The following is a 25797-nucleotide window of genomic DNA, read 5'->3' as shown; positions in this document are numbered from 1 at the left end:
AGAAACAACCGTGATCCTGCTCTCAAATGCGCAATATGTGCAGTTACATGCTTTTTTATCGATTTTTCGCGCATTTGTTGCACATTTGTGTAAGATTTTGTGCTGAGAACACTCTCATAAAAATTTCTGCGATTATGCGGTTTGTACAATAATCAGCCGGATAAAGCGCTGCGCTCAGCAACAAGCCGAGCAATATATTTTATGCGTGGTTTTGGATCTAGCGAAAAACCCGGATTAAGCAGTTTTAGTGACGTAGATCACATTGTGTTTTTAAGTTAAATGTCAATTATCTATTTGTTTTTAATTGTTTTTATTTGAAAAGCACTGCTAATAACGAGGGGGAATTACTTACGTGGTTAGCGGATAAAAATGCGTAACCATTCATCATATAAATAACAGATAGCTAACAGGTTTTGGCGATATTTGCTGCAATCGCGTAAACCGCCGTTTATTTAAACATCCCGGCCTTTGGCACGATTTATCATATAAAAGCCATAAATAGTCGTTAATTCACCCAGCCGACAGCCGGTTTATCCGGCGAGAAAATAATCACTCGGGTGACCTGTTGCATTTTATTAACCTGATGTTGCGTGAGGATAAGCGAAAAGCGCGAATCGATTGCGCATTATTTGTTCATCTTTGGGCGGGGAAAGAGGGGGATTGCAGCGGCGCGCCGCCGGTTCCGACGGCGCAGAAGGCGGATTAATAGCGGGTAGCGATGGCGTTGTCGTTGAAGAACGCCATGAAGTCGGCGTCCGGTTGGCGGTCGGTGATCACCCGATCGAACTGCGTCAGGGGGCCGATGCAGGCCGGTTTGGTTTTGCCGAACTTGCTGTGGTCTGCCACCAGGATCTTTTGCTGCGCCATCGCCATGGCGCGATGCTTCATCTCCAGCTCGTCGAAGTTGAAGCAGGTGGCGCCGTGCTGCAGGCTGAGGCCGGCGGCGGAGATAAAGGCGATGTTCGGGCAGATGTGATCGAGCTCGTTGCGGCCGCTGACGCTGGAAAAGATGTAGTTGTTCGGCTTGAACTCACCGCCGCACAGGACCACTTTGCAGTTCGGTTTGTCCTGCAGCGCCAGGAAGGTGTTCAGCGAATGACAGACGGCGGTGAAGGTCAGCTCGTCGGCAATGGCGTCGATGATAGCCGGTGTGGTGGTGCCGCAGTCGAAAAACACCGTGTCGTTTGCATTGATCAACGGCGCCGCCAGCATGCCGATGCGCCGTTTCTCCGTCACCTGTTTGGCTTTTTGATCGGAAACGAAGTAGTTGGTCACGCCGTTGCTGCGCGGAGCGGTCACCACATAGCCGCCGAGCAGCACCACGGCCGCCGGTTCGGCGCTCAGATCGCGGCGAATGGTCATCTCCGAGACCCCAAGCAGCACGGCGGCTTCTTTCAGGTGGATCTTGTCAGCGCGTTTTAACGCCTGAACTAACCGGTTGATACGTTCTTCGCGCCGCGTTTCCATAGGTCCGTCTTCCCACTGGTAAGTAGAGGTAAAGGGGCGTGCCGGCGTGCCCGGCGCTAAACACAACAATGCGGGGCAATATCGGGCCGCCTTGGCCGCCCGTATTGTCCCGCATCGGAGTGTATTGGCTGTGCCCGTCAGGGCATGCCGACGATCAGTAGCTGCCCGCCGCCGGCTGAGCGCCGGATACGATGGCGACGCCGGAGCTGGTGCCGATACGCGTGGCGCCGGCGTTGATCATCTTCTCGGCGGTGGCGCGATCGCGCACGGCGCCGGAAGCTTTCACGCCCATTTCGCTGCCCACGGTTTCACGCATCAGTTTGACGTGCTCTTCCCGAGCGCCGCCGGTGCTGAAGCCGGTGGAGGTTTTCACGAAGGCCACATCGAGTTCGCGACACATTTCACAAACCTGGACGATCTGCGCATCGCTGAGCAGGCAGGTTTCCAATATTACCTTCAACGGGATCGCCGCGCAAACCTCGCGCACGGCGGCGATGTCGGCTTTCACTTCGTCCAGCAGGCCGCTTTTCAACCAGCCGACGTTGATCACCATATCGATCTCTTGCGCGCCGGCGGCGATCGCCGCTTTGGCTTCAAAGGCTTTGGCGACGGTCAGGCCGGCGCCCAGCGGGAAACCGATCACCGAGCAGACTTTTACGGTGCTTTCCTGCAGCAGCTGGGCTGCCAGCGGCACGTAGCCGGAGTTGACGCATACCGCATAGAAGTTGTGCTGCTGCGCTTCCTCGCACAGTTTGGCGATCTGCAGTTCGGTGGCGTCCATCGCCAGCAGGGTGTGGTCAACATAGCTGGCGTAGTCGATGGTTTCGGTGGTCATCGCGATTCCTTAGTGAGGTTAAGACAGTAAGCGGGATGGGAATGTGAAAATAATAACATTCAGATGCCGATAAACCTAGTGATGTTTAAAAAATGTCGATCCGATCGTCGCTATCAGGCTGTTATACGTATAACTTAAAGGCAGGTTGGTTGTTATTTAAATAACATTTTTGGCTCGCGGCCTGCGCGGGCGAAACGTCGAGGGAAAAAAGATGAAGATCAACATCGATCTGGCTCCTGAAGCTTTCGGGGCGCAACGGCAGGAACTGTTCCGCAATGCGGATTTCGCGGTGAGCGCGCATCGCTGCGCAGAACGCGGGCCGATGCTGACGTTGGCGAATCGCCGCGGTGCACTGGCGGTCTTGCCGTATCAGGGCCTGGCGATCTGGGACGCCGAGTTTGACGGTTACTCGCTGAAGTCTGGCCGCCGCAGCATGCGGGGCACCGTAAAAACGGGCGCTGAAGATGCCGCTTTCTGTCCCGCCTGGCCGAATCAGGACGGCGCGCTGCCGCAGATGCAGCGCGTGTGGCTGCAATTGGCGGGCGACGAGCTGACGTTGCGCGGCGAGGGCGTGCGGTTGGGTGAGCGCTGGCGTATCGGCCCGGCGCTGCGTCTGGTGGCGCAGAGTGCGCAATTCGCCATTGAGATGAAGGTCACCAACCTGGCCGATCGGCCGCAGCCGCTGCGCTACGTATGCCGCCTCAACTACGATTGCATTCCCGACGCGGTATTCCGCCAGAACCTGCCGACGCCGGCTCTGTTGGGGGATACCCTCGGGCAGGAACTGCTGTGCTCCGACGATCTGTCGCGCTACGTGGATCAGGCCGAGTTCTTTATGCTGGCGCCGCAAGGCCGGCGCTATGTGACGCGCTTCGCCACCGGGCAATTCAATTATGCGCTCCGGCGCATCGCCGTTCAGGGCAACCGGCGGTTGCTGGCTTTTATCCAGCCGGCGAACTGCCGCCCGAATGCACCGGAGGAAGAAGCCGAGGTGATGCTGGGAGCGGGAAAAACGCGGGCGTTTTGCGTGACCACCGGCGCGGTGTGAAATAACGGGGCGGTAACGCCCCTGTCATGTTGTGCGATTACTCTTTCACCCAACCGCGGCGAATGGCGAAGGCGAACAGGAAGCGGTAAAGACGCGACAGCTTGTCGGCGATGATATCGCCGAACAGATTCCACACCAGCTGGGCGAACAGGCAACCGACCAGGCCGAGCAGGAAACCGCCAACCATATCCAGCGGCCAGTGCACGCCGAGGTAAACGCGTGACCAGGCGATGCCGACGGCGACGATCATCAGCAGCACGCCGGACCACACGCGGTGCCAGAACAGGAACGCCAGCGCAAAGGTAAAGATGGCGGTGCCGTGATCGCTGGGGAACGAGCTGTCCGGGGCGTGCGGCAGGAAGGTGTAACCCACGCCGGCGACGAACGGGCGCTCATGTGGCAGCAACGCGCCGATGGTGGCGGCGGCAAGCATGGCGAACAGCAGGGCGATAGTGGTTTTCGCCACCACCTGGCGCTGTGAAACCAGCTGGTTCTGCGGCCCCCACAGCCACAGGCCGACGATCAGCAGCGGTACGATGATGATAAGATCGCGCGCCAAAAAGGTGGCGAAATCGATCGTCCACTCGGGGGACGCCGGGGTCGCATTGATCCAGGCGAAAAGAAAGTCGTTCAACTGTTCCATCATGGTAACCTCGTCTTGCGGCGCCAACAGCCGCTAACCGTCCAATAAATAGCCAACTGGCTCAACCAAACCCACCAACCCGCCCACAGGTTATGGGTAAGAAAATGGGCGCCGCGCATGATCTGGCCAAAGCCCATCAGCATGCCGAGCGCAATGCCGCCGCACCAGCACCACCAGGCCAGGCGCGGACGCTGCGGATAAAACAGGAAAAACAACGCCATGACCGCGAAACCGCTCGAGGCGTGCCCGCCGGGAAAACAGCGGCCGGGGCCCGGCAGCGCCGGTACCGCGCCGAACAGCGGGAAGGACATCGCCCGGCCGCCGTACTCGATCAGATCCCACGGGCAGGAGTGCGCGCTGGTGGCCTTGAGCATGCCCACCACCAACGGGCCGATGCCGATCAACAGCATGGTCAATATCAGGCGCGCGTTGCGGCGATAGATGCCGTAAAACAGCGTCAGTACCGCCCCAACGATCACCAGCTGTTTCAGCAAGCGGTGGTTGATCAGATCCAGCCAATCATTGTTTTGCCATGGGAAATGCCCGCTGGCGGGATCGTACCAAAAGTTGCTGATCGCCCAGTCCAGCCGTTCGTTGCGGGAGAGCCACAGGAACACCAGGCCGCTGATCAGCAGGCCCAAAACCTGCCAACGGTAAAAGGATGTCGGCAGGGAGTAAAGGGCGCTTGTCTTAATTTGCGGTGCCGTTGAGGATTGATTTAATGATGATTCTGGATCCACGCGCAGGCTCGGTGACAGGATTGAATAACGCCACTGTAATAATTCTGTCTTAAGAAAACCTTAGTCCACCGGTAAGAAAACCCTATCCGGCGAAGGTGGTCGTTTGCTTTTTCGGGATGAGAGTGTGGCGATGAAGAATCAAGCACGTGTCTTACTGTTGGCGGCCGCCGGGCCGATCGTGGTTCAGGGCGCTATGCCGGTGGAGGCGGAACGTTTCGCCCAGCGGCTGGAGAACCCGCGCGAGGAGCAAGTCGCCGCCGAGTTCAAGGTGCCGTTCGTCGGCATTCGCGTGTTGTCCAGCAACATCACCAATCAGGGCAAGTACGATCCGCAAACCGGGCTGGCATGCCAGGATTATGTCTATCAGGTGGTGAAGGCCTGTGTTGCCAATCTGAAGAAATGCTGAGTCATTGCTCTGGCTAATCGATGTTATCAGGCGATTATCACTATTTATTGCCTATTGTAAAGAAGATTAAACCTGTGGCGGGCTTGGCTGTAGTGTATTAGTTTATAGGCGGATTATTTGACAACGTGTAGGGATAAAACATGAACAAGGCATCCGTTGTATTTTCTGGCCTGCTGATGGCCGTTTCCGCCGGCGCCATGGCGGCTACCTCTGGCGATGATGCGGATATCAGCAAACAGCCGCTGGAAAAGATCGCGCCTTACCCGAAAGCCGAGAAGGGCATGAACCGCCAGGTGATCTACCTGCCGAAGCAAGAGCACGAAGAGAACTACAAGGTGGAGCTGCTGATCGGCAAGACGCTGGAAGTGGACTGCAACCGCCACATGATTGGCGGCACGCTGGAAACCAAAACCCTCTCCGGCTGGGGCTATGACTACCTGGTGCTGGAGAAGCTGTCCGATCCGGCCTCCACGCTGATGGGCTGCCCGGACAACACCAAGACCAAGCAATTCATCGCCGCCAACCTGGGTGATGCCGCGATGCAGCGCTACAACAGCCGCCTGCCGATCGTGGTGTACGCGCCGAAAGACGCGGAAGTGAAATACCGCATCTGGAAAGCCGAAGACACCGTAAGCCAGGCCGAACAGAAGTAATCGCCGCCTGACGCCACTCCGCTTGCCCTGCGCAGCAGGCGGAGACTTTTCCCCGTTACGCTTTCTTTTCGCCCACCAACACCGCCCGTTCGGTTTCTTCCCCCATGGCGATCAGCCAATCCAACACCGTTGAGAATATCGCATCGTCCTGGCCGTCGGCCTGGGTCATCAGCACGTAATCTGTCCCGTCAGGCGCAAAGCCGTGAGGCGCTACCAGCGCGCCGTTGACGATATCATCCGCCACCAGCGCCATCGGGCCGATGCCGATGCCGATACCGGCGCCGGCGACCGCCGCCTGCAGGCTGAGATAGAAATGTTCGAAACGCAGCTCGTTACCCGGCCGGATCTCGATGCCGCTGTGGGCGCACCAGTCGCGCCAGGCGTTGGGGCGTGTCTCGGTGTGGAGCAGGGTGCCGCGCAGTTCACGCTCCGCCGCGGCATGCTCCCGGCGGCATACCGGGCCAACCCGTTCTTTGAGGAACGGGCGGGCGACCACGTCGTCGGCGATTGGGAAATCGTTGCGGCGGATCGCCAGATCGATGCCTTCACGCGAGAAGGCGACGGCGCCGCCGGCGGAGACCAGCTGCAGATCGCGTTCTTTCCCCACCGCCTGCTGCAAGCCGGCCAGACGCGGGATCAGCCAGCGGATCAGAAAGGTCGGCTCGCAGGAGATCACCAGCGGGCGATTCTGATGATGCCGACAGGCGCGGTCGATCGCCGACTGCAGGTTGTCCAGCCCCCGGCCGATCTCGCTCGCCAACTCTTGCGCCTGCGGCGTCGGATGCACCATGCGGCTGGTGCGTTGAAACAGCGCGAATCCCAGGGTCTGCTCGAATTCGCGCACCGCGCGGCTGACGGCGCCGTCGGTGACGTTGAGAGATTTGGCGGCTTTCGACACGCTGCCGTACCGCACCGTAGCTTCGAAAGCCCGCAATACCGCCAGGTTAGGCAATCTTCGTTGACGCACTGCGCCCCCTTTTGATTGAGTTTTTATCAATCATCGATACTACGCAAATCGTTTTTTATTGCCAGCCAAATCCGCCAAAGTGTGCATCACTTTCCACTTACCGGTAACTGCGATGATTGCCATTCTCGCCGATGATCTTACCAGCGCGCTCGACGGTGCGGCCCCGTTCGCCGCACGCGGACTGAATGCCTGCGTCATGCTGCGCCTGCCCGATGCCACGTTGCAGGGCGCGGAGATCGTCGCTTTCGATTTAGATTCCCGCTTCGTTTCGCCGGAGCAGGCGGAGCGGCGTTTTCGCCATGCCGCCGCCTGCGTGAAACCGGCGCACCTCATCTACAAAACGGTCGATTCCACGCTGCGCGGCAATCTGGGGCCGGAAACGCGCGGGGCGCTGACGGGCAGCGGGCGCCGTCTCGCCATCGTCGCGCCGGCCTTCCCGGATGCCGGCCGCACCACGGTGGGCGGCCGGCAATACGTCGACGGCGTCGCGCTGGAGCAGACCGCCTTTGCGCGCGATCCGAAGAACCCGATCGTCACCGGCTACGTCATGGAGCGCATGGCAGGGCTGGAGCCGACGCGCTTTCAGGTATTCGACGCCGCAGACAACGGCGAGTTGGATGAGGTCGTGAGGCGGATCGGCATTGCCGAACCGGTGGTGTGGGTGGGATCGCCGGGCCTGGCGGCGGCGCTGTCGCGTGCGTTGTCCTCGGAGGAGAACGCGCCGCCCGCTCAACCGCCGCTGCGAGCCCGCAAGGTGCTGGTGGCGATCGGCAGCCTGCATCCGGCGAATGACGCCCAGTTGGCAAGCCTGCGGCAGGCGGGCGCCGTGCTGGTCACGCTGCCTGAAGCGGCCGATCCCGAGGCGGTAGCGCAAGAGGTGCGAGCGGCGTTTGCGCGTGCCGATGTGGTTTGCCTGATGTCGCCCCGGTCGCGAGCGGCCGCGGCGGATCATGCCGCTGCGCTGGGCGCGGTCGTCAGCCGTTGCACGCCCGCCTTCGACGGGCTGGTGGCGACCGGCGGCGATACCGCGCGGCGTATCGTCGACGCCATGGCGGCCGGCTCATTGACGCTGTTCGGTGAGGTGGAACCCGGCGTGCCTTTCGGGTTGTTAAATCTGCCGGGCCGCAGGCTGCCGTTCGCCACCAAGGCGGGCGGTTTTGGCCGGGCTGCCACGTTGTTGAACTGCGTAACCCGGTTGCGCGCTGACCGAGAAGGAGAAGAACGATGACCCTTTCCACCTTGCCGCTGGCGATAACCATGGGCGATCCCGCCGGTATCGGGCCGGAGATCATCGCCAAACTGGCGGCCAAAGAGCGGTTGAGCACGCCTTATGTGGTGATCGGCGATGCCGGCGCCCTGGCGCGCGCGGCGGCCAGTCTGGGGCTGACGCTGCACATCCGTGAGCTGCCCGCCTCGCTGGCGGGATGGGACGACGCCTGGACGCGAGGAGAAACCGCCGTCTATTCCGCCGGCGTTACGCTGCCGGCGGACTTGCCCCTCGGCAGGCTCGATAAGCGCGCGGGCGCGGCGTCTTATGCCTGGGTGGTTGCCGCCATCGATCTGGCATTGGCGGGGCGCATCGCCGGCATCGTTACCGCGCCGCTGAACAAGGAGGCGATGCGCCTGGCGGGGATCGATTATCCGGGGCACACCGAGATCCTGGCGGCGCGCTCGGGCACCCAGGACTTCGCCATGATGCTGGCCAACGACGAGCTGCGGGTGATCCTGGTTTCCATTCACGTTTCGCTGCGGGACGCCATCGACGCGGCGACCGTGGAAAACGAGCTGCGCGCGTTTCATCTGGCGCAAACGGCCTGTCGGGCGTTAGGCATAGCGAAACCGCGCATTGCGGTGGCCGGCCTGAATCCGCACGCCGGGGAGAATGGCCTGTTCGGCCGCGAAGATCTTGACGTCATCGTGCCCGCCATCGCCCTGGCGCGGGAACAGGGGGTGGACGTCAGCGGCCCCTGGCCCGGCGATACCGTTTTCATGCGCGCCCGGCGCGGGGAGTTCGACATTGTGGTCGCCCAATATCACGACCAGGGCCTGATCCCGGTGAAATATCTCGGGGTGGATCACGGCGTTAACGTCACCGTCGGCCTGCCGTTTATCCGCACCTCGGTCGACCACGGTACGGCGTTCGATATCGCGGGCAGCGGACGGGCGGAACACGCCAGCCTGCTGTACGCCTTCCGGCAGGCGGAAAAAATGTTGCGCGCCCAATAACTCATATCACCTGAAGACAATAAGGAAACACCATGCACACACCCGAGTTTATTTTCATGCTGACGCGCAACGACAGCACGGTGCCCGATGCGCAAGCGCGGCTACCCGAGGTGCTGGCTGCCGGCGTGAAGCATATCGGCTTTAAGGATATCGGCCTGCCGCTGGATCAACTCAAACAGTTGGCGCAGGCGATCCACGCCGGTGGCGCCACCGCTTATCTGGAAGTGGTTAGCCTGGATGAGGACAGCGAGATGAATTCGGCGCGCGCGGCGCTGGCGTTGGGCGTTGATGTCTTGATGGGGGGAACGCGGCCGGAAAGCGTGCTGCCGATCATTCGTCAGTCTGGCCTGCGCTACTATCCGTTCGCCGGCCGCATCAGCGGCCACCCCAGCGTGCTGGAAGGTGACATTGACGATATTGTCGCCAGCGCCCGCCAGCGCGCCGCTTTACCGGGCGTGACAGGGCTGGATCTGCTGGCCTACCGCTTTGCCGGCGACGTGCCGACGTTGATTCGGCGGGTGCGCGATGCGGTCGACAAACCGGTTTATATCGCCGGCTCTATCGACCGCGAAGATCGCATCGCCGCCGTGGTGACGGGCAATGCGGTTGGCTTCACCGTCGGTACCGCGGCGCTGGACGGCGTGTTTCCCGCCGACAAGCCGGGGCTGACGGCGCAAGTCAACGCCGTGAAATGCCTGATTGGCAATGTGATCCGCAAACTGTAACGCGTTCCCATTCGGTTCTTTCCAGGGCGATGGGGCGGTTATCTCATTCGTTGAATCATTAATTTGTATGGCTTCTCTTTTTAATGCTCTAGCGAGCAGGCACGCCCTTGGGCGCTCGCCGACGTTTACCCGGCAAAACAGCGTAATTGCCGCAGGTTCAATATATATAGAGGGAGTGAAAAATGAGTAAAGGGTTAGGGAGTGCCGTTGTGGCGGTGAGCCTGTTGTTAACCGGCTGCGATACCTTCAGCCTGCTGCGCGATCAAAAGATCGCCGAGGCCTTTCACGTCGGCGCCGACAAGCGCTCGGTCAGCCGGGATTTCGGCGCGCCGATCGCCACCCGGCCGACGCTGAACGGCCAGGGCGTATGCCACGACTATCACCACCGATTGCCGAACGGCACCGTGACGCCGTTCTACGTCGGCTTCAGAAACAGCGACGGCAAAGTGGTGGCCTTTGGCCCCACCACCTGCGGAGAAGCGCAGGCCAACGGCAATCTGAACAGTGATGAACCTATCAAACAGCGGTTCTAAACGGGCGTTGCGGCGCCGGCCTGGGGGGTAAAGAACGTCACTTTAGGGAAACCGGACGCTTCGTGTCATTGACGCGTTCGGCAATCGACAAGCAGGCACCGATTCTGCATCAACCGATGCATCTCATCAGTTTTGTGCAGGCGTTAATCATTAACTGGTTCAAATTCTTTCTTGTGACGTTTATTAAATTTGTCGGTCGGCAAACGGCCGAGGCGGTTGAGTCAGGCGTGGCGGACCTTTTTCTTGCGGCGTCATGCGCCTTGTTCGGAGGTGACAAACAGGGCGAATTATTCGTTGTTGCGGCTGCGGCCTGGGTCACCGGTTTTCTGGCGAGTCTGGCTACGAACTGGCTTCGCACAAAGCAGTAGCGGGCAGCGGACGGCTTTTTCAAGGCAACAAAAAAACCGATTTCCTCATTACAATAATAAAATCAATAAGTTATTTGTTTATTAAGGGGTTTTTATACCGATTAAGGGTGAGGAAATGCGGGCATTACCAACCTATGCCGCCACTTTGTCGCCACTTGGCATCGTCGCCAGCGGATTGAATTGCAGGGTGGTTTCGAGGTGTTCCGGCGCAAGGTGAGCATAGCGCATCGTCATCTTAATATCATGATGGCCGAGGATACGTTGCAACACCAGAATGTTGCCGCCTGACATCATAAAGTGCGCCGCAAAAGTATGGCGTAGCACATGGGTTAGCTGGCCTTTGGGCAATTGAATGCTGGTGTTTTCGAGTGCGGCCATGAATCGGAAATAGCATTCGCTGAATAGGCGATCATCGCCCCGCATTATCAACTTCTTGCACAATGCTTTACTGATCGGAACGCTCTCGCAAAGGCCGCCGCATAAAGACCGTTGATTTCATTCATGCCGCAAACCGGCTCGGCACATACCTAACGCCTGAAGAGGCGAATTACTACATCAAGCACCAGTCCGGCCACGCTTTCAGGCTGATTGACGAGGGGCGTTATCAGTACAATACATACCTTTTTCTCTGCTGATGGCCCATGCATGCATTGAGTGCATGAAATCGCATGATGATCCGGTGTTATTTTTCTCCCCGTAGCGCCAGCACTGGCGCGGATCGCGCCGGATCATGCAACTGCATTAAAAGCGACACATGAAGCGCGCAGGCGAGGCGGGGATAGCATTGCGCGCAAGCGGTATTGTCAAGGTTTACCCTGTGAGCACAGTGCACCTTGAGGGCGTTTTTAGTGGTTGAAGGGGGGGACAGGCGGTGGGAAGGAGAACTGCTGTAGGCCCTTATGTCGGCATGTGTTTACCGCTCAATGTTGATACGGACGTTGTGGATGTCTTGGAGTGTTCATTTACCTAACATAGGTTAAGGGAAATTCGAGCACACATAATGTGCTAGTAGCTGCTCAGTGCCCTGAGCAGTACTAAAAATCGACGATAATAACTCTAAAGAAAAAATAAGAAATATTTATGACTTATAGGGCTAGGTTATTCTAGATGTTTCAGGCTTTTCAGTCTCTGGTATAATATTACGGAATAGCAACATTCCTGCTGCAAATGAAATAGTTACTGATACAAGCATAAAGATATAAATTAGGCTAGTTGAGTCCCCTGAGAAATAGATAATAAGTCCGATGACAGGAAGTACTGACTGATTTAGTAATACGATTATTGAAGATGCTCCAGCAAAGTTAGAGGGATTAATCGTTTCAATACGGATCATTCTGCATATATTCCCGGTAAAAACCTTACCTGTAATGGAAAGCGCATAACCCCCGACAAAAATCGGAAATAGTGAGGGGTAAGCAAGCATGAAAAGTGAACTTGCCGTAATAGTTATAACGGAGAGAATTAGCATAGTTTTACGGGATATCATCGTATTCAGTGAGCTGTACAGGTAAGTTCCCACCACGCCGAATATTCCTGCAGCCACATCAATCAGACCAAAGTATTTTATGTGCATACCCATGACCCTGTCAATCAGAGCTGTGCCGCTCGACTCAACCAGTCCATCAAACATATTATTCCCTGCTGCAAGAAATATACTTAGCACCAGTACCGGAGACAGGATAACAATCCTTGCATTCTGTATGAATTTATTGTCTATGTCGTCATCTTTATCTGCAGATAAAATATCTTTTTCGATATGTGTATAACACAGGTCTTTCTTTTTCAAGATGAAAAATAATGCATTGGTTACATATAAAATGCAAGGTAAAATCAGCAACATTCGGTACCCATGTTCAATTAATGCCATGCCGATAAGGGGACCTGCAACCATCCCAAAAAAATCCATCCGCGATATCAGATTAGCGTGATGTTCTTTGGTGTTACTGAGTGTTGAAACTAATTTTTCATATGAAATAATGGTCTGAGAGTTTCCAATCGAAATTATACTGCCTACAATGCCAAACGCGACGGCAACACTCAAATCGGATGAGAAACTGCTAAATGCCAGAAAAAGACACCCTGCTGATTTTATCAAGTCAGAAGAAATAGAAAGAGGTCGGACACCAAGCTGGTCAATGTATTTTCCTATGAAAGGAATAATCAGTATCCTGGGCAACCACCACAACGCATAGGAAAGACCTGAATATTCAATGCTGCCGGTGAGTTGGTAAACCAGAACTGGCGTAAGAAAAACCATTAGTCCGTCTGCAGTCATGACGCAGAACAGCATAAAAAAAAACAGGGCGCTCATAGATAATTATCCGACCTTTTCTTTTAGAAGAACTTTGACATGCCTGCCCGAACTTTCATCAAACACAACCACGGATTTAGGCGTATTATGCGTAGGCGTTTCTCTGACCAGCTCCTGCTGTTTGGCGACAAGAAAAGCATAGTAATCGGTATCTGCTTCCTTCTTGTTTGTTCTGTAACTCAGATAGTTCCGGTTGCTTATTGGCCAGTCTATAACGTCATGACCGGGTATATATTCTTTTTCATCATTAAGGTAAATAACCGGTCTGTTAACCGTAATTACCCCTGCCATATTTATCAGAGCGTGAGCAACGCCGCAGGGAATTACCAATTCGACGTTAGGGTGAGGTGTAAAAGTGATCTCTTCTTCTGTAAAAAGTGTATCAGAGCCTTCTCGCATATCAACCAATTTCAGAGTGATCTTATGATCTTTTTTACCTAGAAAAGTAAGGTGATCTTCCTGACCAAGGTGTAGCCCATAAGAGTCAAAGTCGTAATGTTTATTACCATGTTCAACAATGTACATTGGTGATTTTCTGGTCAGTGGTACAATACAACTGTACTCGCCTGTTCTAACAGATGGGAGCTCTCGAAACTTAACGCCTGTTACAGATGATTCAGGAAGAACCAATACCTCTTCGTCTTTCAATTTTTCCCTGATCCGTAGATTTATTTTACTCCCATCTTCCAGCGTGAACTCTCTGGTTTCAGAATGCTGAAATCTGTATTTTTTAAGATTATCATGCTGGAATTCACCAATTCGGTGATAAACAATATCTGCAGCTTCTTCCGTCATGGGAGCGTAACCTATGACGTCATCGGGAGAAATATCTTCCGGGATGTTTATCACGTCATTTCCCGGAGACCACTTCAAATCTGACCGTGACAAAGTATCAATATCTGGAAGGAAAAGAGTATAAGAATTTAGGGTGAAAATATTTTCCAGATTATGAAAGGTGTGCGCCACGCCTGGAGGTATAATCAACGTTCTGGCTGATGATGGTGTTATATTGAACTCAAGTGATGTCCGGAACGTAGGTGAGCTGGAACGGCAGTCAATAAATTTGGCGAGGATAATCTGGTCTTCGTTTCCAAGAAAAGTTAGCGTATCTTGTTGCCCAAGGTGAATACCGTACTGTCCATATTTAAATTCATGTTCACCGTGATAAACTATATTTACCGGGTGGGTGGTTACAAATGGGACAACATAAGAGTCTGACTTTCCATTATTGACTCTCCAACGGGAAACCCAGCTCAGCCCGTCAATAGTTATCTCTTTATTAAGCTGTTCGATTACATCACTCATAAATATGGCCTCATAAAAAAGGCAGCCAAAAAGGCCGCCTTAGATCTTTAGATATTGACCACTTCGACATCATACCCGGCGCTTTTTGCGCTTTTCATAAGTTCACTAAGGCTACTGGTATTTAGCTGCGAGTATTTGTCATCCGCTGGCGCATTTTTTATGCCTGCCAAGTAGGCAAGTTTATCAAATGCGGCAGTGGCTGCAGATTTAGTTTGCAATACCATGTCGGTGAAAGAGTTACCCTCCACGTTTTTTTCATTTGCAGACTTAGGCGATTTGTAAAGACGTGCAACATCGTTAATTTTGCTCATAAAAACTCCCTACTTATAGTTGAAGGTATTATGAAAACCAAAACGAACTTGTTATAGAAATGTCATTTTTTGACGTTTCGTACTAACGTTTAGCATTATTAATGTTTAACTGTCAAGAAAATCTATAATCCCTGCAAATGAACAAATTTGATAAAGCATTTACAGTTTTGTACAGACTTAGCCGTCTGGTGCGATGATGGAAAACGACAGTATGGTAGTGGGTGGCAGACCACGTTACGAAGAAAAGTGAAAACCTATCCGCTATTTACCCGTTGCTGACAGTCAGGTTTGAGCTAGGTCAAACACATAACATTGCCAAATCAAGTCAGAGTCAATACAAATTAAGTCGTCCGTTAGGCGGCTCTCGTCATTCAAAAGGCAATTCATAATCTTTGAAGCAGATCACATTTTCTCCTAACCAATCGTTAACCTCTTTCATACGTTCCTGCAGCGGCGTTAGCTCGTTGCGCACAAACACCTGAGCGGCCTTTTTCACGTCCCCGAAGCCGCCGGTATTGTTCGGGATAATCCCCATCATCTGCGGCGGTACGCGGTGTGCGCTTAGCAGATCGTCGCGGCTGGCGTTCTTGATGTTGAAAAAGTCGTCCTTGGTGGCGACCTCGGACAGCGGCAAAATTTTAATGCCGTCCGGTTTGCCATTCGGGGCGTACATGAACAGATTGCGGAAGTTCCCCAAGCCCTTGGTGTCACGCATGGCGTGGCGCATTCTGTCAACGTCGCTGGTACTTTGCGCGGCGTCGGTCATATACAGGATGTAACCGGCGTGCGCCCCGTTCTGGTAATACTTACGGCGAAACAGCGTCGCCGCCTCATTCAGCCAGGCGGAGTTAAGCGCACTGAGGTACTCCGGCAGGCCGTACAGTTCCTGATTAATGTCCGGTTCAATCAGATGAAAAACGCTCCCAGGCGCAAATTGGTGCGCCCCTTTCCAGTCCTGAACAAACCAGTAAACGCCGCGCTCCACACCGCACCGCGTGTACTTGGCAGGAGAGGATTTCAGCTGCAGCTGCAGCTGCAGCGGCGCGCCGAGCCTGTTTTGGTGCTCTTCTAAATAGGCGTTGCCGAACACCAGATAATCCAGCGCATAGCGGCTAAATTCCTGCTGACTTAACAGCCGGTGTGGGATGAATGTAGACGCCAAAATGTTGCGCTTAACGTACATCGGCGAGCTGTGATGCACGGCGGCGCGCACGCTACGTGCCAGCCCATCGAATGAGATTGGCGGTTCGTACCACTTCCCATTGGTCGTGCATTCGATGTAATCCAGAATTTCCCGCTTATCCAGCACAGCCGACGGCTCGCCAAAGGTAAACGCCTCAAAATCCTGTTCCTGCTTTGTTGCAGGGGCTGGTGCCGGGGGGTAAATGCCTTGCGGCCTTTGCGCTTGCTCATCAGTAAAACTCCAAAATATTCGGGCTGCTGTGGCCGCTGCCTGCGGTCAGCGGTTCGTTTAAGAGGGCGTGCATGATTGCCCACGCGACATCGGCGTGGCTGGCTTCTTCGCTGCGGCTGGCGGTGTAGGTGGAGCGCGCGCCGCTGGCGGTCATGGTTTTGCGGATCGCCATAAAGGCGGCGGTGATGTCGGTGTGGCTGGTGTCGTATTCCAGACAGCCGCGCCCGATGGTGTCTTTTGCCTTCAGCACCATGGCGGTTTTGATTTACGGGGTGTATTTGATCTCCCGCGCGGCCGGGAAGAACTCGCGCACCAACTGGAAAACACCTTGGCCGACGGTGGTCGCATCGATGCCGATGTACTCCACGCAATATTTTTCGGTCAGGTCTTTAATCTTCTGGGCCTGAGCGGCAAAGTTCATGCCCTGCCACTGGTGGCGCTCGAGCACGCGGAACTTGCCCCCGGCCACCATTGGCGGCGCGATCACCGCGCACCCGGCGCTGTCGCCGCCGTTGGCTTCCGATGGGTCGTAGCCGATCCACACCGGGCGATAACCGAACGGCCGCACGGCGTAAGGGTTGAAGTCTTCCCACTCTTCCAGCGTATCGACCATGCAGCCTTGCAGCTCGGCGAACGGGAATACCGACGCGGTATCGTCCACAAATTCACACATCAGCAAGTTCTGATACTCAGCCGGGCTGTATTCGAGCGACAGCTGATCGAGGTCGAACAGGTTACAGCCGCCGGTCAGCGCATCCTCAACCGTGACAATCTGGCGCCATTGCCCATCGCCGCACAGCACGCCTTTTGACAGGTGGCTGTGGCTGAGGTCGAGCTGAACGTGATCGGCTTTGCTGCGGCGGCCTTTGTTGAACAGTTCCCCCGACCAGAACGGATAAGCGGAGTGCGCCAGACTCGACGGCGTGGAAAAGTAGGTAGTGCGCCATTTCTTGTGCAGCGACATCCCGCTGGCGACTTTGCGCAGCTCCTGAAACTTCGGTATCCAGAAATACTCATCAAGATACAGATTGCCGGTGTAGCTCTGCGCGGTGCGCACGTTGGTGCCGAGGAACATCAGGCGGGCGCCGTTCGGCAGCACCATCGGATCGCCTTTCAGGTCAACCTCGACAAGCCGCGCAAAATCAATGATGTAATTGCGGAATACATGCGCCTGCGCCTTACTGGCTACGGCGAGCTGGCTCAATACCAAACAGCCGAAGCCGAAGAAAGTGAAGCTGCAGCGCAAGCCAAAAGAGCAGCATTTGCGCGCGCTGCAACACCCGAAGGCGAAGCCGGGCAGCAGCAAAAAAACGGGGAAACCGGTGGAGGCGGCGAAAGGCGATTATCTGGTGGGGGCTGACGATAACGTGTTTGCGATCACCAAAATTTACGCCACCAAGGCCGCCGCAATGCGCGCCGCACAGGCCAAGTGGGAAAAGCTTCAGCGCGGTGTGGCTGAGTTCTCACTGTCGCTGGCGATGGGCCGGGCCAACATCACCCCGGAAACGCCGGTACGCGTCAGCGGGTTTAAAGCGGCGATCGATGCGCAAGACTGGATAGTGAGCAAAGTCACTCATAATCTGAGTAACGGAGGCTTTACGACGGCGCTGGAGTTTGAGGTTTTGCTGTCGGATGTGATTTATGAAGTCTCGTAATGTGAATTGATGCTTTGTAAATTCACTTAAAGGTGGTTTTGTTCTCGATCGGGCGGAGTATTATCGCGACAAATGAGAGATTGAGAAGGGAATATCAACATGATGCATTGCCCGCTTTGCCGAACTGCCGCCCATGCCCGCACAAGCCGGTATCTAAGTGAGAACACTAAAGAGCGTTATCATCAATGCCAAAACATAAATTGCAGTTGTACTTTTGTGACGTTGGAATCTATTCAGCGGCAGATCGTATCACCGGGCAAAGTTGATATTGCTCCGCCACACCCAACGCGAAGCAATCAGGGAACACTTTGGATTTAACAAGAAGCCTGCGAAAGCAGGTTTTTTTATGCCCGTAAAATGGCTGTCGCCACTTTGTCGCCACAGGGTAGTTATGTGCATTGCATTGTTTTATAAGGGTGTTTTTTCAAGACAACAAAAAACCCGATAATCTTGAACCTAAAAGGCGGGATTATCGGGCTCCACAAAATGGGGACATCAAAGAAAAGCAGTGGCACTAATTCAGACTGCGGCCCCCAACGAAAGTTCTGGCCGGCGACAAAAAAATCAAAATATTTTTATCGCCGATTCATCTCTCCCGCTAATCGATCAGCCGAGTATGCCCGGCCATAGCACCACGATGAGTGAACCCGCCAGCGTTAACAGCACGTTAGCGATGGCGTAGGTGCCGGCATAGCCCAGCGCCGGGATGTTGCTGCGTGCGGTATCGCTGATGATCTCCATCGCCGGCGCGCAGGTGCGGGCGCCCATAATCGCACCGAACAGCAGGGCGCGGTTCATGCGCAGCACGTAGGCGCCGAACAGGAAGCAGATAACCACCGGCACCAGGCTGACGATAAGCCCGGCGATCAGCATCTGGCCGCCGACCGCCCCGAGGCTGTGGCCGATGCCGGCACCGGCGCTCAGGCCCACGCCCGCCATAAATACCATCAGGCCGAACTCTTTCACCATGTTCAGCGCGCCCTGCGGAATGTAGCCGAAGGTCGGGTGGTTGGCGCGCAGGAAGCCGAGCATGATGCCGGACATCAGCAGGCCGGCGGCGTTGCCGATGCCGAACGAGAAGTTACTGAACTGAATGGTGATCTGGCCGATCAGCAGGCCGATGATGAAGAAGGCGCAGAACGCCAGCAGGTCGGTCACCTGGCTGTGGATCGAGATAAAGCCAATCTTCTCCGCCACGCTCTTCACCCGGCGCGCGTCGCCGCTCACCTGCAGCACGTCGCCTTTGTTGAGCACGATGCTGTCGTCGATCGGCATTTCAATTTGGCTACGGATCACGCGGTTGAGGAAGCAGCCGTGGTCGGTCAGCTTCAGCTGGCTCAGGCGCTTGTTCACCGCGTTGCTGTTCTTCACCACGATCTCTTCGGTCACGATGCGCATGTCGAGCAGATCGCGATCGAACACTTCCTTACCGTTGCGGAAGCTCGGGTCCAGCCGTGCGTGGGCGTCCGGGTAGCCGACCAGCGAGATCTCGTCGCCCACCTGCAGCACCGCGTCACCGTCCGGGTTGGCCAGAATGCCGTTACGGCGGATGCGTTCGATGTAACAGCCGGTTTGGCGATAGATGCCCAGTTCGCGCAGGTTCTTGCCGTCGGCCCAGGCCACCAGCTCGGGGCCGACGCGGTAGGCGCGGATCACCGGCAGGTAGACCTTGCGCTGGCTGTCGGTGTCCAGGCCGCGTTCACGGGCGATCTGCTGGGCGGAGGTGGACAGATCCTGGTGCTGCAGCTTCGGCAGGTAGCGCGCGCCGAAGATCAGGCTGACCAAGCCGATCAGGTAGGTGAGGGCGTAGCCGAGGCTCAGATGATCCTGCGCCGCCAGCAGCGCCGGGCCATTGACGATGGTGTTGCGCAGCGTGTCGCCGGCGCCCACCAGCACCGGCGTCGAGGTCATCGAGCCGGCCAGCATGCCGGCGGTCAGGCCGATGTCCCAGTGGAACAGCTTGCCAAGACCGATGGCGATCACCATCGCCGAGCCGACCATCACCAGCGCCAGCATCAGGTAATTTTTGCCGTCGCGGAAGAAAATCGAGAAAAAGTTAGGCCCGGCTTCCACGCCAACGCAGAAAATAAACAGCATAAAGCCGAGATTCAGCGCCTCGGTGTTAATGGCGAAGTGTTGCTGGCCGAGCAGCAGCGAAACCACCAAAACGCCAATGGAATTACCGAGTTGGACAGAGCCCAGACGGAGTTTACCGAGGCACAGCCCCAGTGCGAGTACCACGAACAGTAACAGAATGTAGTTACCGTTTAACAAACTAGCGACGTTTATGTTCACGGAGGATAACTTATTGTTTACCAGTAAGTGCTTGATATAGATAACTATAAGAGATAAATTCAGCCTTAAAACGACCTCATGAATCACCAGCAGCGGAAGGCGAAGCGAACCATCGTTCGGCGGCGTTCATTCTAGACGCTATGACCGATGACAGCCAGCACAGAAAGCTGATTTCCTGCGCCGCCGGGCGCATTTAACTCTCTTTTGACCAAGGAAAAAATTCGGTTCAGCGTCACCGCGCGGGTGGCCGGGCCGATTTCTATTGATACAGTAATTGGGCGGGGGAGAATTCGCATGACGAGTTATAGATATTGGCTGGGCATTCTCAGCTGTTTTCTGTTGTTCAGCCTGGTGTTTCTCGGCCAGCAAACCGGCCTGTTCGGCAGCACGGATCATGAGCACCACGGCGAAACCGGTCTGTTGCTGTTCGTTGTCCCCGGTGCGATCGCCAGCTATCTGTCGAGCCGCAAGCGGCTGCTTTGCCCATTGCTGGGGGCACTGTATGCGCTGCCGCTGTGCCTGCTGATCCGTCATTTCTGGCTGACGCCGTCCTCTTCGTTCTGGCAGGAGCTGGCTTACGCCACCAGCGCGGTGTTCTGGTGCGTGTTCGGCGCGATGCTGATGCTGTTCGCCCTCGGCCTGTTGCAGACGCTGCAGCAGCTGCACCGGCGGCAGCGGCAATAAAAAAAGGCGCGTTAAGCGCCTTTTTCGTCGTTCCAAAACTTACTGGAACAGGTTCAGGTGTTCTTTGGCGTAAGCTTCGAAATCGGTGCAACCGCCGATGTGCTTCTCATCCAGGAAGATCTGCGGCACGGTTTCAACCGGTTTGCCGACGGTTTTTTCCAGATCGGCCTTGGTGATGCCTTCCGCGTGGATGTCAACGTAACGGAAGTTGAAATCGTCGCGTTCTTCAGTCAGTTTTTCCGCCAGTTCTTTAGCGCGGACACAATAAGGACAGCCAGGACGCCCGAAGATTACTGCAAACATGCAACGCTCCTTAATTGGATTTTCAATAAATTGTTCGCTACCGCAACGACATCCCGTCACCGAAAAAGTCATTACCTGCGTCAGATGGCGCCTACTATGCCCGTTGAGGCAGTGAAAAAAAAGCAGGAATTACCTGTTAATCTGATTCATGTAACCAATTAGTCTGCCGGGGCTGTCGTCGTCGACGGGAATTCACTACACTGGGGGCAGACCTTGTGGAGAAGAAAAATATGCGTTCATTCGGTGACTTACCGCGCCCGGTGCTGGTGTTGGAAGGGCTGGGCATCGTGATGCTGGTGTTGGCCTACCTCAGCATTCACGGCCACCTGCAGCTGCCGGGCTGGCTGGCGTCGCAGCAGGCGGCGGTCGGCATGATTTTTCTCGGTGTGGCGCTGATGGTGCCGGCGGCGGCATTTCTGGTGTGGCGCGTGGTGCAGGGCTTCGGGCCGCTGATGCGCGGCGGCCTGCCGCCGGAAAACGATCGCCGCAAGCCGCAGGAGACGGACGCATCGAAAAATCATCAGGACAACGATCCGCGCGCCTGAGCGCCGCGGCTGCTAACCCGCCTGCCGCGCAGGCGTTGGCCTTTTTGGGGTGACGAGTGAAAATTGCCATTCTTTCTCGCGACGGAACGCTCTACTCATGCAAGCGGCTGCGTGAAGCGGCGGAAGATCGCGGGCACAGCATCGATATCATCGATCCGCTCTCCTGCTACATGAACATCAATCCGGCGGCGCCGACCATTCATTATCGCGGCCGCCAACTGGAGCGTTACGATGCGGTGATCCCGCGTATCGGCTCTGCCATCACCTTTTACGGCACGGCGGTGCTGCGCCAGTTCGAGCTGCTCGGCAGCTATCCGCTAAACGAATCCGTGGCGATTACCCGCGCCCGCGACAAGCTGCGTTCGCTGCAGCTGCTGGCGCGGCAGGGTATCGATCTGCCGATCACCGGCTTTGCCCATTCGCCGGACGACACCGGCGACCTGATCGAACTGGTCGGCGGCGCGCCGCTGGTGGTCAAGCTGGTGGAGGGCACGCAGGGCATCGGCGTGGTGCTGGCGGAAACCCGCCAGGCGGCGGAAAGCGTGATCGACGCCTTTCGCGGGCTGAATGCCCACATTCTGGTGCAGGAATACGTGCGCGAAGCGCAGGGGCGCGACGTGCGCTGTCTGGTGGTGGGCGGCCGGGTGGTGGCCGCCATCGAGCGGCAGGCCAAGCCCGGCGAGTTTCGCTCCAACCTGCACCGCGGCGGCACCGCGCGCAAAGTGACCATCACCGCCAGAGAGCGGGCGATCGCGGTGAAAGCGGCGAGCACGCTGGGGCTGGACGTCGCCGGGGTGGATATCCTGCGCGCCGAGCGCGGCCCGTTGGTGATGGAGGTCAACGCGTCGCCGGGGCTCGAAGGCGTGGAAACCACCACCGGGCTGGACATCGCCGGCATGATGATCGAATACATCGAGCAGCGCGGCCGGCCGGGCTTTCGCCTGAAATCCGGCGGTTGACGGGGCGGGCGGCGCGCTCTTCCCGCCGGGCAATATCTTAATTAGTGAATTAAGCCGCATTGATCGTGGCGTATCGGGTGAATATTCCGTAAGCTATGCGCCTTTTCGCGTATTGAATATTGTGAGGCTGGTTATTATGGATTCACTCATTGTCCCCGATTTGGCGCTGTTGCGGCGCTGGCTGGATCAGTCGGGCATTTCTTTCTTTGAGTGCGATTCCTGCCAGGCACTGCACCTGCCGCACATGCAGAACTTCGACGGCGTGTTCGACGCCAAGATAGATCTGGTGGATAACGTCATCCTGTTCTCCGCGCTGGCCGAGGTGAAACCGACCGCGCTGATCCCGCTGGTGGCGGATCTGAGCCAGATCAACGCCAGTTCGCTGACTATCAAAGCCTTTGTCGATATTCAGGACGACAACCTGCCGAAGCTGATCGTCTGCCAGTCGCTGAGCGTAGCCGTCGGCATCACCTACGAGCAGTTCACCCACTTTATGCAGCAGGGTGAAGAGCAGGTCTCGATGGTGATCCTCGAGGCGCGGGCGAACGATCTGCTGTTTATGGGTGACGAAGAAGAAATCCCCGCTGGCGCCGTGCGCCAGCCGATGCTGCACTGATCCTCGCCGCACCTTAAGCATGCCGTCGTTCCGGCGGCATGCGCCGTTATTTCCCTCCGCAATAAGATATTCTGCACTTTGGCCTTTGCCGCCCGATCTTTCTCGCCTTTTGTGCCGTTAATGGCGTATCACATAGAGAAAAACTGCATAAAAAATCGATAAAAGGCGTTTTTTCCCCAGGGGGCTGGCGGGTTCCTGCGCCAGCGGCTATGCTGCTGATTCTGCAAAGGGCTTGCGATTTCCCTTGTGACCACGCGAGCAGGGCAGTGAAAAAAGGCGCGTGCAATCATATGCATAGCCATTCAGTTCGCGGTTGCAACGATTGCGCTCAATCAGGAAAGGTTTTGTATCGCTGCAGATACAAGTTCAATTCTATGATTCACCCTGTTTTGGAGGAAGTTACGGATGGTCACCCAACGTAAAAAGTGGTTATCGGGTGTGGTTGCCGGCCTGCTGATGGCCGCGTCCGTCACGGCGTCAGCCGAAGAGAAAACGCTGCACGTGTATAACTGGTCCGACTATATCGCGCCGGATACCCTGGCCAAATTCCAGAAAGAAACCGGTATCAAGGTGGTGTACGACGTCTTTGACTCCAACGAAGTGTTGGAAGGCAAACTGATGGCGGGCAGCACCGGTTACGATTTGGTGGTCCCTTCGTCCAACTTCCTTGAGCGTCAGTCGCAGGCCGGCATTTTCGAACCGCTCGACAAGAGCAAAATCCCCAATTACAAAAACCTCGATCCCGAGATGCTGCAGCTGGTGGCGCATAACGACAAGGGCAACAAATACGGCATCCCTTACATGATGGTGACTACCGGCATCGGCTATAACGTCGACAAGGTGAAGGCGGTGCTGGGGAAAGACGCGCCGGTCAACAGCTGGGACCTGATCTTCAAGCCGGAAAACCTTGAGAAGCTGAAAAGCTGCGGCGTCTCCTTCCTTGATGCGCCGAGCGAAGTCTACGCCACCGTGCTGCACTACCTGGGTAAGGATCCCAACAGCACCAACGCGGCGGACTACACCGGCGCGGCCAACGATCTGCTGCTGAAGCTGCGGCCGAACATCCGCTATTTCCACTCTTCCCAGTACATCAACGATCTGGCGAACGGCGATATCTGCGTGGCGATCGGCTGGTCCGGCGACGTGATGCAGGCGGCCAACCGCGCCAAAGAGGCGAAAAACGGCGTGAACGTGGCCTATGCGATCCCGAAAGAGGGGGCGCTGACCTACTTCGACATGTTCGCCATGCCGGCGGACGCCAAGAACAAGGACGCTGCCTACCAGTTCCTGAACTTCCTGCTGAAGCCGGACGTGATGGCGGACATCAGCAATCACGTTTACTACGCCAATGCGGTGAAGGATTCCACGCCGCTGGTGAACGCCGAAGTGCGGGATAACCCGAACGTCTATCCGCCGGCAGACATTCGCGCCAAGCTGTTCACGCTCAACGTGCAGTCGCCGAAGCTGGATCGTGTCATTACCCGCGCATGGACTAAAGTTAAAAGCGGGAAGTGATGATCGGGGAGATATCTCCCGATCGTCGGTAAACCGGCAGGCGGGGCCCCCGCCTGCATTGCCGTTTTGGGCCACGGCGCTCGCCGTGGTTTTGTGCCGCTTTACGCCGGAGAGCACCCCGATTGAACGACGCCATCCCTCGTCCTCAAGCCAAGTCGCAGAAGGTTTTCACCCCTCTGCTGGAAATCCGTAACCTCACCAAAACCTTCGACGGGCAGAACGCGGTCGAAGACGTCAGCCTTACCATCTACAAGGGCGAAATCTTTGCGCTGCTCGGCCCGTCCGGCTGCGGCAAATCCACCTTGCTGCGCATGCTGGCCGGCTTCGAACCGCCCTCGGAAGGGCAGATCGTGCTCGATGGGCAGGATATGTCGCACGTGCCGCCGTACCAGCGGCCGATAAACATGATGTTTCAGTCTTACGCGCTGTTCCCGCACATGACGGTAGAGCAAAACATCGCCTTCGGCCTGAAGCAGGACAACATGCCGCGGGCGGAGATCGTCGAGCGGGTGGCGGAAATGCTGGCGCTGGTGCACATGCAAGAGTATGCCAAACGCAAGCCGCACCAGCTTTCCGGCGGCCAGCGGCAGCGGGTGGCGCTGGCGCGCAGCCTGGCCAAGCGGCCGAAGCTGCTGCTGCTGGATGAGCCGATGGGCGCGCTGGACAAGAAGCTGCGCGATCGCATGCAGCTGGAAGTGACCGATATTCTCGAGCGCGTCGGCGTGACCTGCGTGATGGTGACGCACGATCAGGAGGAGGCGATGACCATGGCGGGGCGCATCGCCATCATGAACCGCGGCAAGTTCGTGCAGATCGGCGAGCCGGAAGAGATCTACGAGCATCCGAACAGCCGCTTCAGCGCCGAATTTATTGGCTCGGTCAACGTCTTCGACTGCGTATTGCAGGAGCGCCACGACGACGCGCTGATCCTGCAAAGCCCCGGATTGCGCCATGCGATCAAGGTCGATCCGGACGCCTCGGTGGTGGACGGCGTGCCGATCCAGGTGGCGCTGCGGCCGGAAAAGATCCTGCTGTGCGAACAGGTGCCGGCAGACGGCTGCAACTTCGCGGTGGGGGAAGTGGCGCACATTGCCTATCTGGGCGATCTGTCCATCTACCACGTGAAGCTGCACAGCGGGCAGATTATCAGCGCCCAGCTGCAAAACGGCCACCGTTTCCGCAAGGGGATGCCGACCTGGGGCGATGAAGTGCGTCTGTGCTGGGAAACCGACAGCTGCGTCGTGTTGACGGTGTAGTGGAACCGGTGAGGAGT

The 25797-nt window shown here is 56.5% G+C and carries 24 protein-coding genes and 5 pseudogenes; 16 read left to right on the top strand and 13 right to left on the bottom strand.

Annotated elements, in window-relative coordinates; genetic code table 11:
* Positions 1-702: 702 nt before the first annotated feature.
* Both deoR and deoC read right to left on the bottom strand, forming a co-directional pair.
* The gene (deoR, locus tag M6G53_RS05940) at positions 703-1467 is read right to left on the bottom strand and encodes a DNA-binding transcriptional repressor DeoR (protein WP_253329723.1); all 765 of its coding nucleotides are present in this window, start codon (positions 1465-1467) and stop codon (positions 703-705) included.
* Between the two features lie 154 nt (positions 1468-1621).
* Positions 1622-2302: a deoxyribose-phosphate aldolase gene (gene deoC / locus M6G53_RS05935; RefSeq protein ID WP_038881133.1), complete on the bottom strand. Its 681-nt coding sequence runs from the start codon at positions 2300-2302 to the stop codon at positions 1622-1624.
* Positions 2303-2513: 211 nt separating this feature from the next.
* Between deoC and M6G53_RS05930 the strand changes: the two genes are divergently transcribed.
* Positions 2514-3350 carry an aldose epimerase family protein gene (locus tag M6G53_RS05930; RefSeq protein WP_253329721.1) on the top strand — a complete coding sequence of 279 codons (837 nt, stop codon included), beginning with the start codon at positions 2514-2516 and terminating at the stop codon, positions 3348-3350.
* Between the two features lie 37 nt (positions 3351-3387).
* On the opposite strand, the gene ybjG is transcribed toward M6G53_RS05930, so the two are convergent.
* The gene (gene ybjG / locus M6G53_RS05925) at positions 3388-3993 is read right to left on the bottom strand and encodes an undecaprenyl-diphosphate phosphatase (protein ID WP_253329879.1); all 606 of its coding nucleotides are present in this window, start codon (positions 3991-3993) and stop codon (positions 3388-3390) included.
* Positions 3993-4733, bottom strand: coding sequence for a phosphatase PAP2 family protein (locus tag M6G53_RS05920; RefSeq protein WP_253329719.1), 741 nt, complete (start codon positions 4731-4733; stop codon positions 3993-3995). Before M6G53_RS05920 ends, ybjG begins: the two co-directional genes overlap by 1 nt.
* 247 nt (positions 4734-4980) lie before the next feature.
* Between M6G53_RS05920 and M6G53_RS25660 the strand changes: the two are divergent.
* Positions 4981-5139, top strand: a pseudogene (locus tag M6G53_RS25660) (5'-methylthioadenosine nucleosidase); the annotation flags it as partial.
* A gap of 140 nt (positions 5140-5279) precedes the next feature.
* A complete protein-coding gene (gene eco / locus M6G53_RS05910; RefSeq protein WP_049202226.1) occupies positions 5280-5792 on the top strand; it encodes a serine protease inhibitor ecotin in 513 nt (170 codons plus the stop codon).
* Between the two features lie 55 nt (positions 5793-5847).
* Here eco and M6G53_RS05905 read toward each other — a convergent pair whose 3' ends face one another.
* On the bottom strand, positions 5848-6759 hold the full coding sequence (locus M6G53_RS05905) for a LysR family transcriptional regulator (protein ID WP_253329715.1): 912 nt from the start codon (positions 6757-6759) through the stop codon (positions 5848-5850).
* A gap of 58 nt (positions 6760-6817) precedes the next feature.
* On the opposite strand from M6G53_RS05905, the gene M6G53_RS05900 reads away from it, so the two are divergent.
* The 5 genes from M6G53_RS05900 (at position 6818) to M6G53_RS05880 (ending at position 10611) form a co-directional block, all read left to right on the top strand.
* A complete protein-coding gene (locus tag M6G53_RS05900) occupies positions 6818-7987 on the top strand; it encodes a four-carbon acid sugar kinase family protein (protein WP_253329713.1) in 1170 nt (389 codons plus the stop codon).
* Positions 7984-8985, top strand: coding sequence for a 4-hydroxythreonine-4-phosphate dehydrogenase PdxA (gene pdxA / locus M6G53_RS05895; RefSeq protein WP_253329711.1), 1002 nt, complete (start codon positions 7984-7986; stop codon positions 8983-8985). Before M6G53_RS05900 ends, pdxA begins: the two co-directional genes overlap by 4 nt.
* A 32-nt stretch (positions 8986-9017) precedes the next feature.
* A complete protein-coding gene (locus M6G53_RS05890; RefSeq protein WP_253329709.1) occupies positions 9018-9710 on the top strand; it encodes a beta/alpha barrel domain-containing protein in 693 nt (230 codons plus the stop codon).
* A 182-nt stretch (positions 9711-9892) separates the two neighbouring features.
* Complete coding sequence (locus M6G53_RS05885; RefSeq protein WP_253329707.1) at positions 9893-10243, top strand: hypothetical protein; 351 nt, start codon at positions 9893-9895, stop codon at positions 10241-10243.
* A 62-nt stretch (positions 10244-10305) separates the two neighbouring features.
* Complete coding sequence (locus M6G53_RS05880) at positions 10306-10611, top strand: hypothetical protein (RefSeq protein ID WP_253329705.1); 306 nt, start codon at positions 10306-10308, stop codon at positions 10609-10611.
* Between the two features lie 132 nt (positions 10612-10743).
* Here M6G53_RS05880 and M6G53_RS05875 read toward each other — a convergent pair.
* The 6 genes and pseudogenes from M6G53_RS05875 to M6G53_RS05850 form a co-directional block, all read right to left on the bottom strand.
* A pseudogene (locus M6G53_RS05875) lies at positions 10744-11073 on the bottom strand (tyrosine-type recombinase/integrase); the annotation flags it as partial.
* A 631-nt stretch (positions 11074-11704) separates the two neighbouring features.
* The gene (locus M6G53_RS05870; protein WP_253329704.1) at positions 11705-12922 is read right to left on the bottom strand and encodes an MFS transporter; all 1218 of its coding nucleotides are present in this window, start codon (positions 12920-12922) and stop codon (positions 11705-11707) included.
* A 6-nt stretch (positions 12923-12928) separates the two neighbouring features.
* Positions 12929-14227, bottom strand: coding sequence for a dTDP-4-dehydrorhamnose 3,5-epimerase family protein (locus M6G53_RS05865; RefSeq protein ID WP_253329702.1), 1299 nt, complete (start codon positions 14225-14227; stop codon positions 12929-12931).
* Between the two features lie 47 nt (positions 14228-14274).
* Positions 14275-14538 carry an XRE family transcriptional regulator gene (locus M6G53_RS05860; RefSeq protein ID WP_253329700.1) on the bottom strand — a complete coding sequence of 88 codons (264 nt, stop codon included), beginning with the start codon at positions 14536-14538 and terminating at the stop codon, positions 14275-14277.
* Positions 14539-14905: 367 nt separating this feature from the next.
* Positions 14906-15951 (bottom strand): annotated as a pseudogene (locus M6G53_RS05855) (phage portal protein).
* A pseudogene (locus M6G53_RS05850) lies at positions 15951-17138 on the bottom strand (terminase large subunit domain-containing protein); the annotation flags it as partial. The pseudogenes M6G53_RS05855 and M6G53_RS05850, both read right to left, overlap by 1 nt.
* Position 17139: 1 nt before the next feature.
* Here M6G53_RS05850 and M6G53_RS05845 point away from each other — a divergent pair.
* A pseudogene (locus M6G53_RS05845) lies at positions 17140-17607 on the top strand (phage late control D family protein); the annotation flags it as partial.
* 99 nt (positions 17608-17706) lie between these two features.
* Complete coding sequence (locus M6G53_RS05840; protein WP_072265518.1) at positions 17707-17925, top strand: DNA-binding transcriptional regulator; 219 nt, start codon at positions 17707-17709, stop codon at positions 17923-17925.
* Positions 17926-18213: 288 nt separating this feature from the next.
* On the opposite strand, the gene M6G53_RS05835 is transcribed toward M6G53_RS05840, so the two are convergent.
* On the bottom strand, positions 18214-19902 hold the full coding sequence (locus tag M6G53_RS05835) for an aspartate:alanine antiporter (RefSeq protein ID WP_072008430.1): 1689 nt from the start codon (positions 19900-19902) through the stop codon (positions 18214-18216).
* 294 nt (positions 19903-20196) lie between these two features.
* Here M6G53_RS05835 and M6G53_RS05830 point away from each other — a divergent pair, with 294 nt between their 5' ends.
* Positions 20197-20586, top strand: coding sequence for an inner membrane protein YbjM (locus M6G53_RS05830; RefSeq protein WP_086579328.1), 390 nt, complete (start codon positions 20197-20199; stop codon positions 20584-20586).
* A gap of 39 nt (positions 20587-20625) precedes the next feature.
* Here the strand turns inward: M6G53_RS05830 and M6G53_RS05825 are convergent, their stop codons facing one another.
* A complete protein-coding gene (locus M6G53_RS05825; protein WP_004938676.1) occupies positions 20626-20889 on the bottom strand; it encodes a GrxA family glutaredoxin in 264 nt (87 codons plus the stop codon).
* Between the two features lie 230 nt (positions 20890-21119).
* On the opposite strand from M6G53_RS05825, the gene M6G53_RS05820 reads away from it, so the two are divergent.
* The 5 genes from M6G53_RS05820 to potG all read left to right on the top strand — a co-directional run bounded on the left by M6G53_RS05820 (position 21120) and on the right by potG (position 25780).
* Positions 21120-21434, top strand: coding sequence for a YbjC family protein (locus M6G53_RS05820; protein ID WP_253329698.1), 315 nt, complete (start codon positions 21120-21122; stop codon positions 21432-21434).
* Positions 21435-21490: 56 nt separating this feature from the next.
* On the top strand, positions 21491-22393 hold the full coding sequence (gene rimK / locus M6G53_RS05815) for a 30S ribosomal protein S6--L-glutamate ligase (protein ID WP_033637810.1): 903 nt from the start codon (positions 21491-21493) through the stop codon (positions 22391-22393).
* 136 nt (positions 22394-22529) lie between these two features.
* Positions 22530-23009: a type III secretion system chaperone family protein gene (locus M6G53_RS05810; protein ID WP_004938666.1), complete on the top strand. Its 480-nt coding sequence runs from the start codon at positions 22530-22532 to the stop codon at positions 23007-23009.
* 405 nt (positions 23010-23414) lie between these two features.
* Positions 23415-24524: a spermidine/putrescine ABC transporter substrate-binding protein PotF gene (gene potF / locus M6G53_RS05805; protein ID WP_253329696.1), complete on the top strand. Its 1110-nt coding sequence runs from the start codon at positions 23415-23417 to the stop codon at positions 24522-24524.
* A gap of 122 nt (positions 24525-24646) precedes the next feature.
* The gene (gene potG, locus M6G53_RS05800) at positions 24647-25780 is read left to right on the top strand and encodes a putrescine ABC transporter ATP-binding subunit PotG (RefSeq protein WP_253329694.1); all 1134 of its coding nucleotides are present in this window, start codon (positions 24647-24649) and stop codon (positions 25778-25780) included.
* The last annotated feature ends 17 nt before the right edge of the window (positions 25781-25797 follow it).

The organism is Serratia nevei, assembly GCF_024160145.1.
In the GTDB taxonomy this organism is placed as follows: domain Bacteria; phylum Pseudomonadota; class Gammaproteobacteria; order Enterobacterales; family Enterobacteriaceae; genus Serratia; species Serratia nevei_A.
Note: the sequence above shows the minus strand (reverse complement) of the source record. Positions and strands in the feature narration are given on the sequence as shown.

Excerpts from the sequence above, each read along its gene's own strand:
- deoR (WP_253329723.1), bottom strand. The coding sequence starts at position 1,467 with ATGGAAACGCGGCGCGAAGAACGTATCAACCGGTTAGTTCAGGCGTTA.
- deoC (WP_038881133.1), bottom strand. The coding sequence starts at position 2,302 with ATGACCACCGAAACCATCGACTACGCCAGCTATGTTGACCACACCCTG.
- M6G53_RS05930 (WP_253329721.1), top strand. The coding sequence starts at position 2,514 with ATGAAGATCAACATCGATCTGGCTCCTGAAGCTTTCGGGGCGCAACGG.
- ybjG (WP_253329879.1), bottom strand. The coding sequence starts at position 3,993 with ATGGAACAGTTGAACGACTTTCTTTTCGCCTGGATCAATGCGACCCCG.
- eco (WP_049202226.1), top strand. The coding sequence starts at position 5,280 with ATGAACAAGGCATCCGTTGTATTTTCTGGCCTGCTGATGGCCGTTTCC.
- pdxA (WP_253329711.1), top strand. The coding sequence starts at position 7,984 with ATGACCCTTTCCACCTTGCCGCTGGCGATAACCATGGGCGATCCCGCC.
- M6G53_RS05890 (WP_253329709.1), top strand. The coding sequence starts at position 9,018 with ATGCACACACCCGAGTTTATTTTCATGCTGACGCGCAACGACAGCACG.
- M6G53_RS05885 (WP_253329707.1), top strand. The coding sequence starts at position 9,893 with ATGAGTAAAGGGTTAGGGAGTGCCGTTGTGGCGGTGAGCCTGTTGTTA.
- M6G53_RS05870 (WP_253329704.1), bottom strand. The coding sequence starts at position 12,922 with ATGAGCGCCCTGTTTTTTTTTATGCTGTTCTGCGTCATGACTGCAGAC.
- M6G53_RS05865 (WP_253329702.1), bottom strand. The coding sequence starts at position 14,227 with ATGAGTGATGTAATCGAACAGCTTAATAAAGAGATAACTATTGACGGG.
- M6G53_RS05860 (WP_253329700.1), bottom strand. The coding sequence starts at position 14,538 with ATGAGCAAAATTAACGATGTTGCACGTCTTTACAAATCGCCTAAGTCT.
- M6G53_RS05840 (WP_072265518.1), top strand. The coding sequence starts at position 17,707 with ATGATGCATTGCCCGCTTTGCCGAACTGCCGCCCATGCCCGCACAAGC.
- M6G53_RS05830 (WP_086579328.1), top strand. The coding sequence starts at position 20,197 with ATGACGAGTTATAGATATTGGCTGGGCATTCTCAGCTGTTTTCTGTTG.
- M6G53_RS05825 (WP_004938676.1), bottom strand. The coding sequence starts at position 20,889 with ATGTTTGCAGTAATCTTCGGGCGTCCTGGCTGTCCTTATTGTGTCCGC.
- M6G53_RS05820 (WP_253329698.1), top strand. The coding sequence starts at position 21,120 with ATGCGTTCATTCGGTGACTTACCGCGCCCGGTGCTGGTGTTGGAAGGG.
- M6G53_RS05810 (WP_004938666.1), top strand. The coding sequence starts at position 22,530 with ATGGATTCACTCATTGTCCCCGATTTGGCGCTGTTGCGGCGCTGGCTG.
- potF (WP_253329696.1), top strand. The coding sequence starts at position 23,415 with ATGGTCACCCAACGTAAAAAGTGGTTATCGGGTGTGGTTGCCGGCCTG.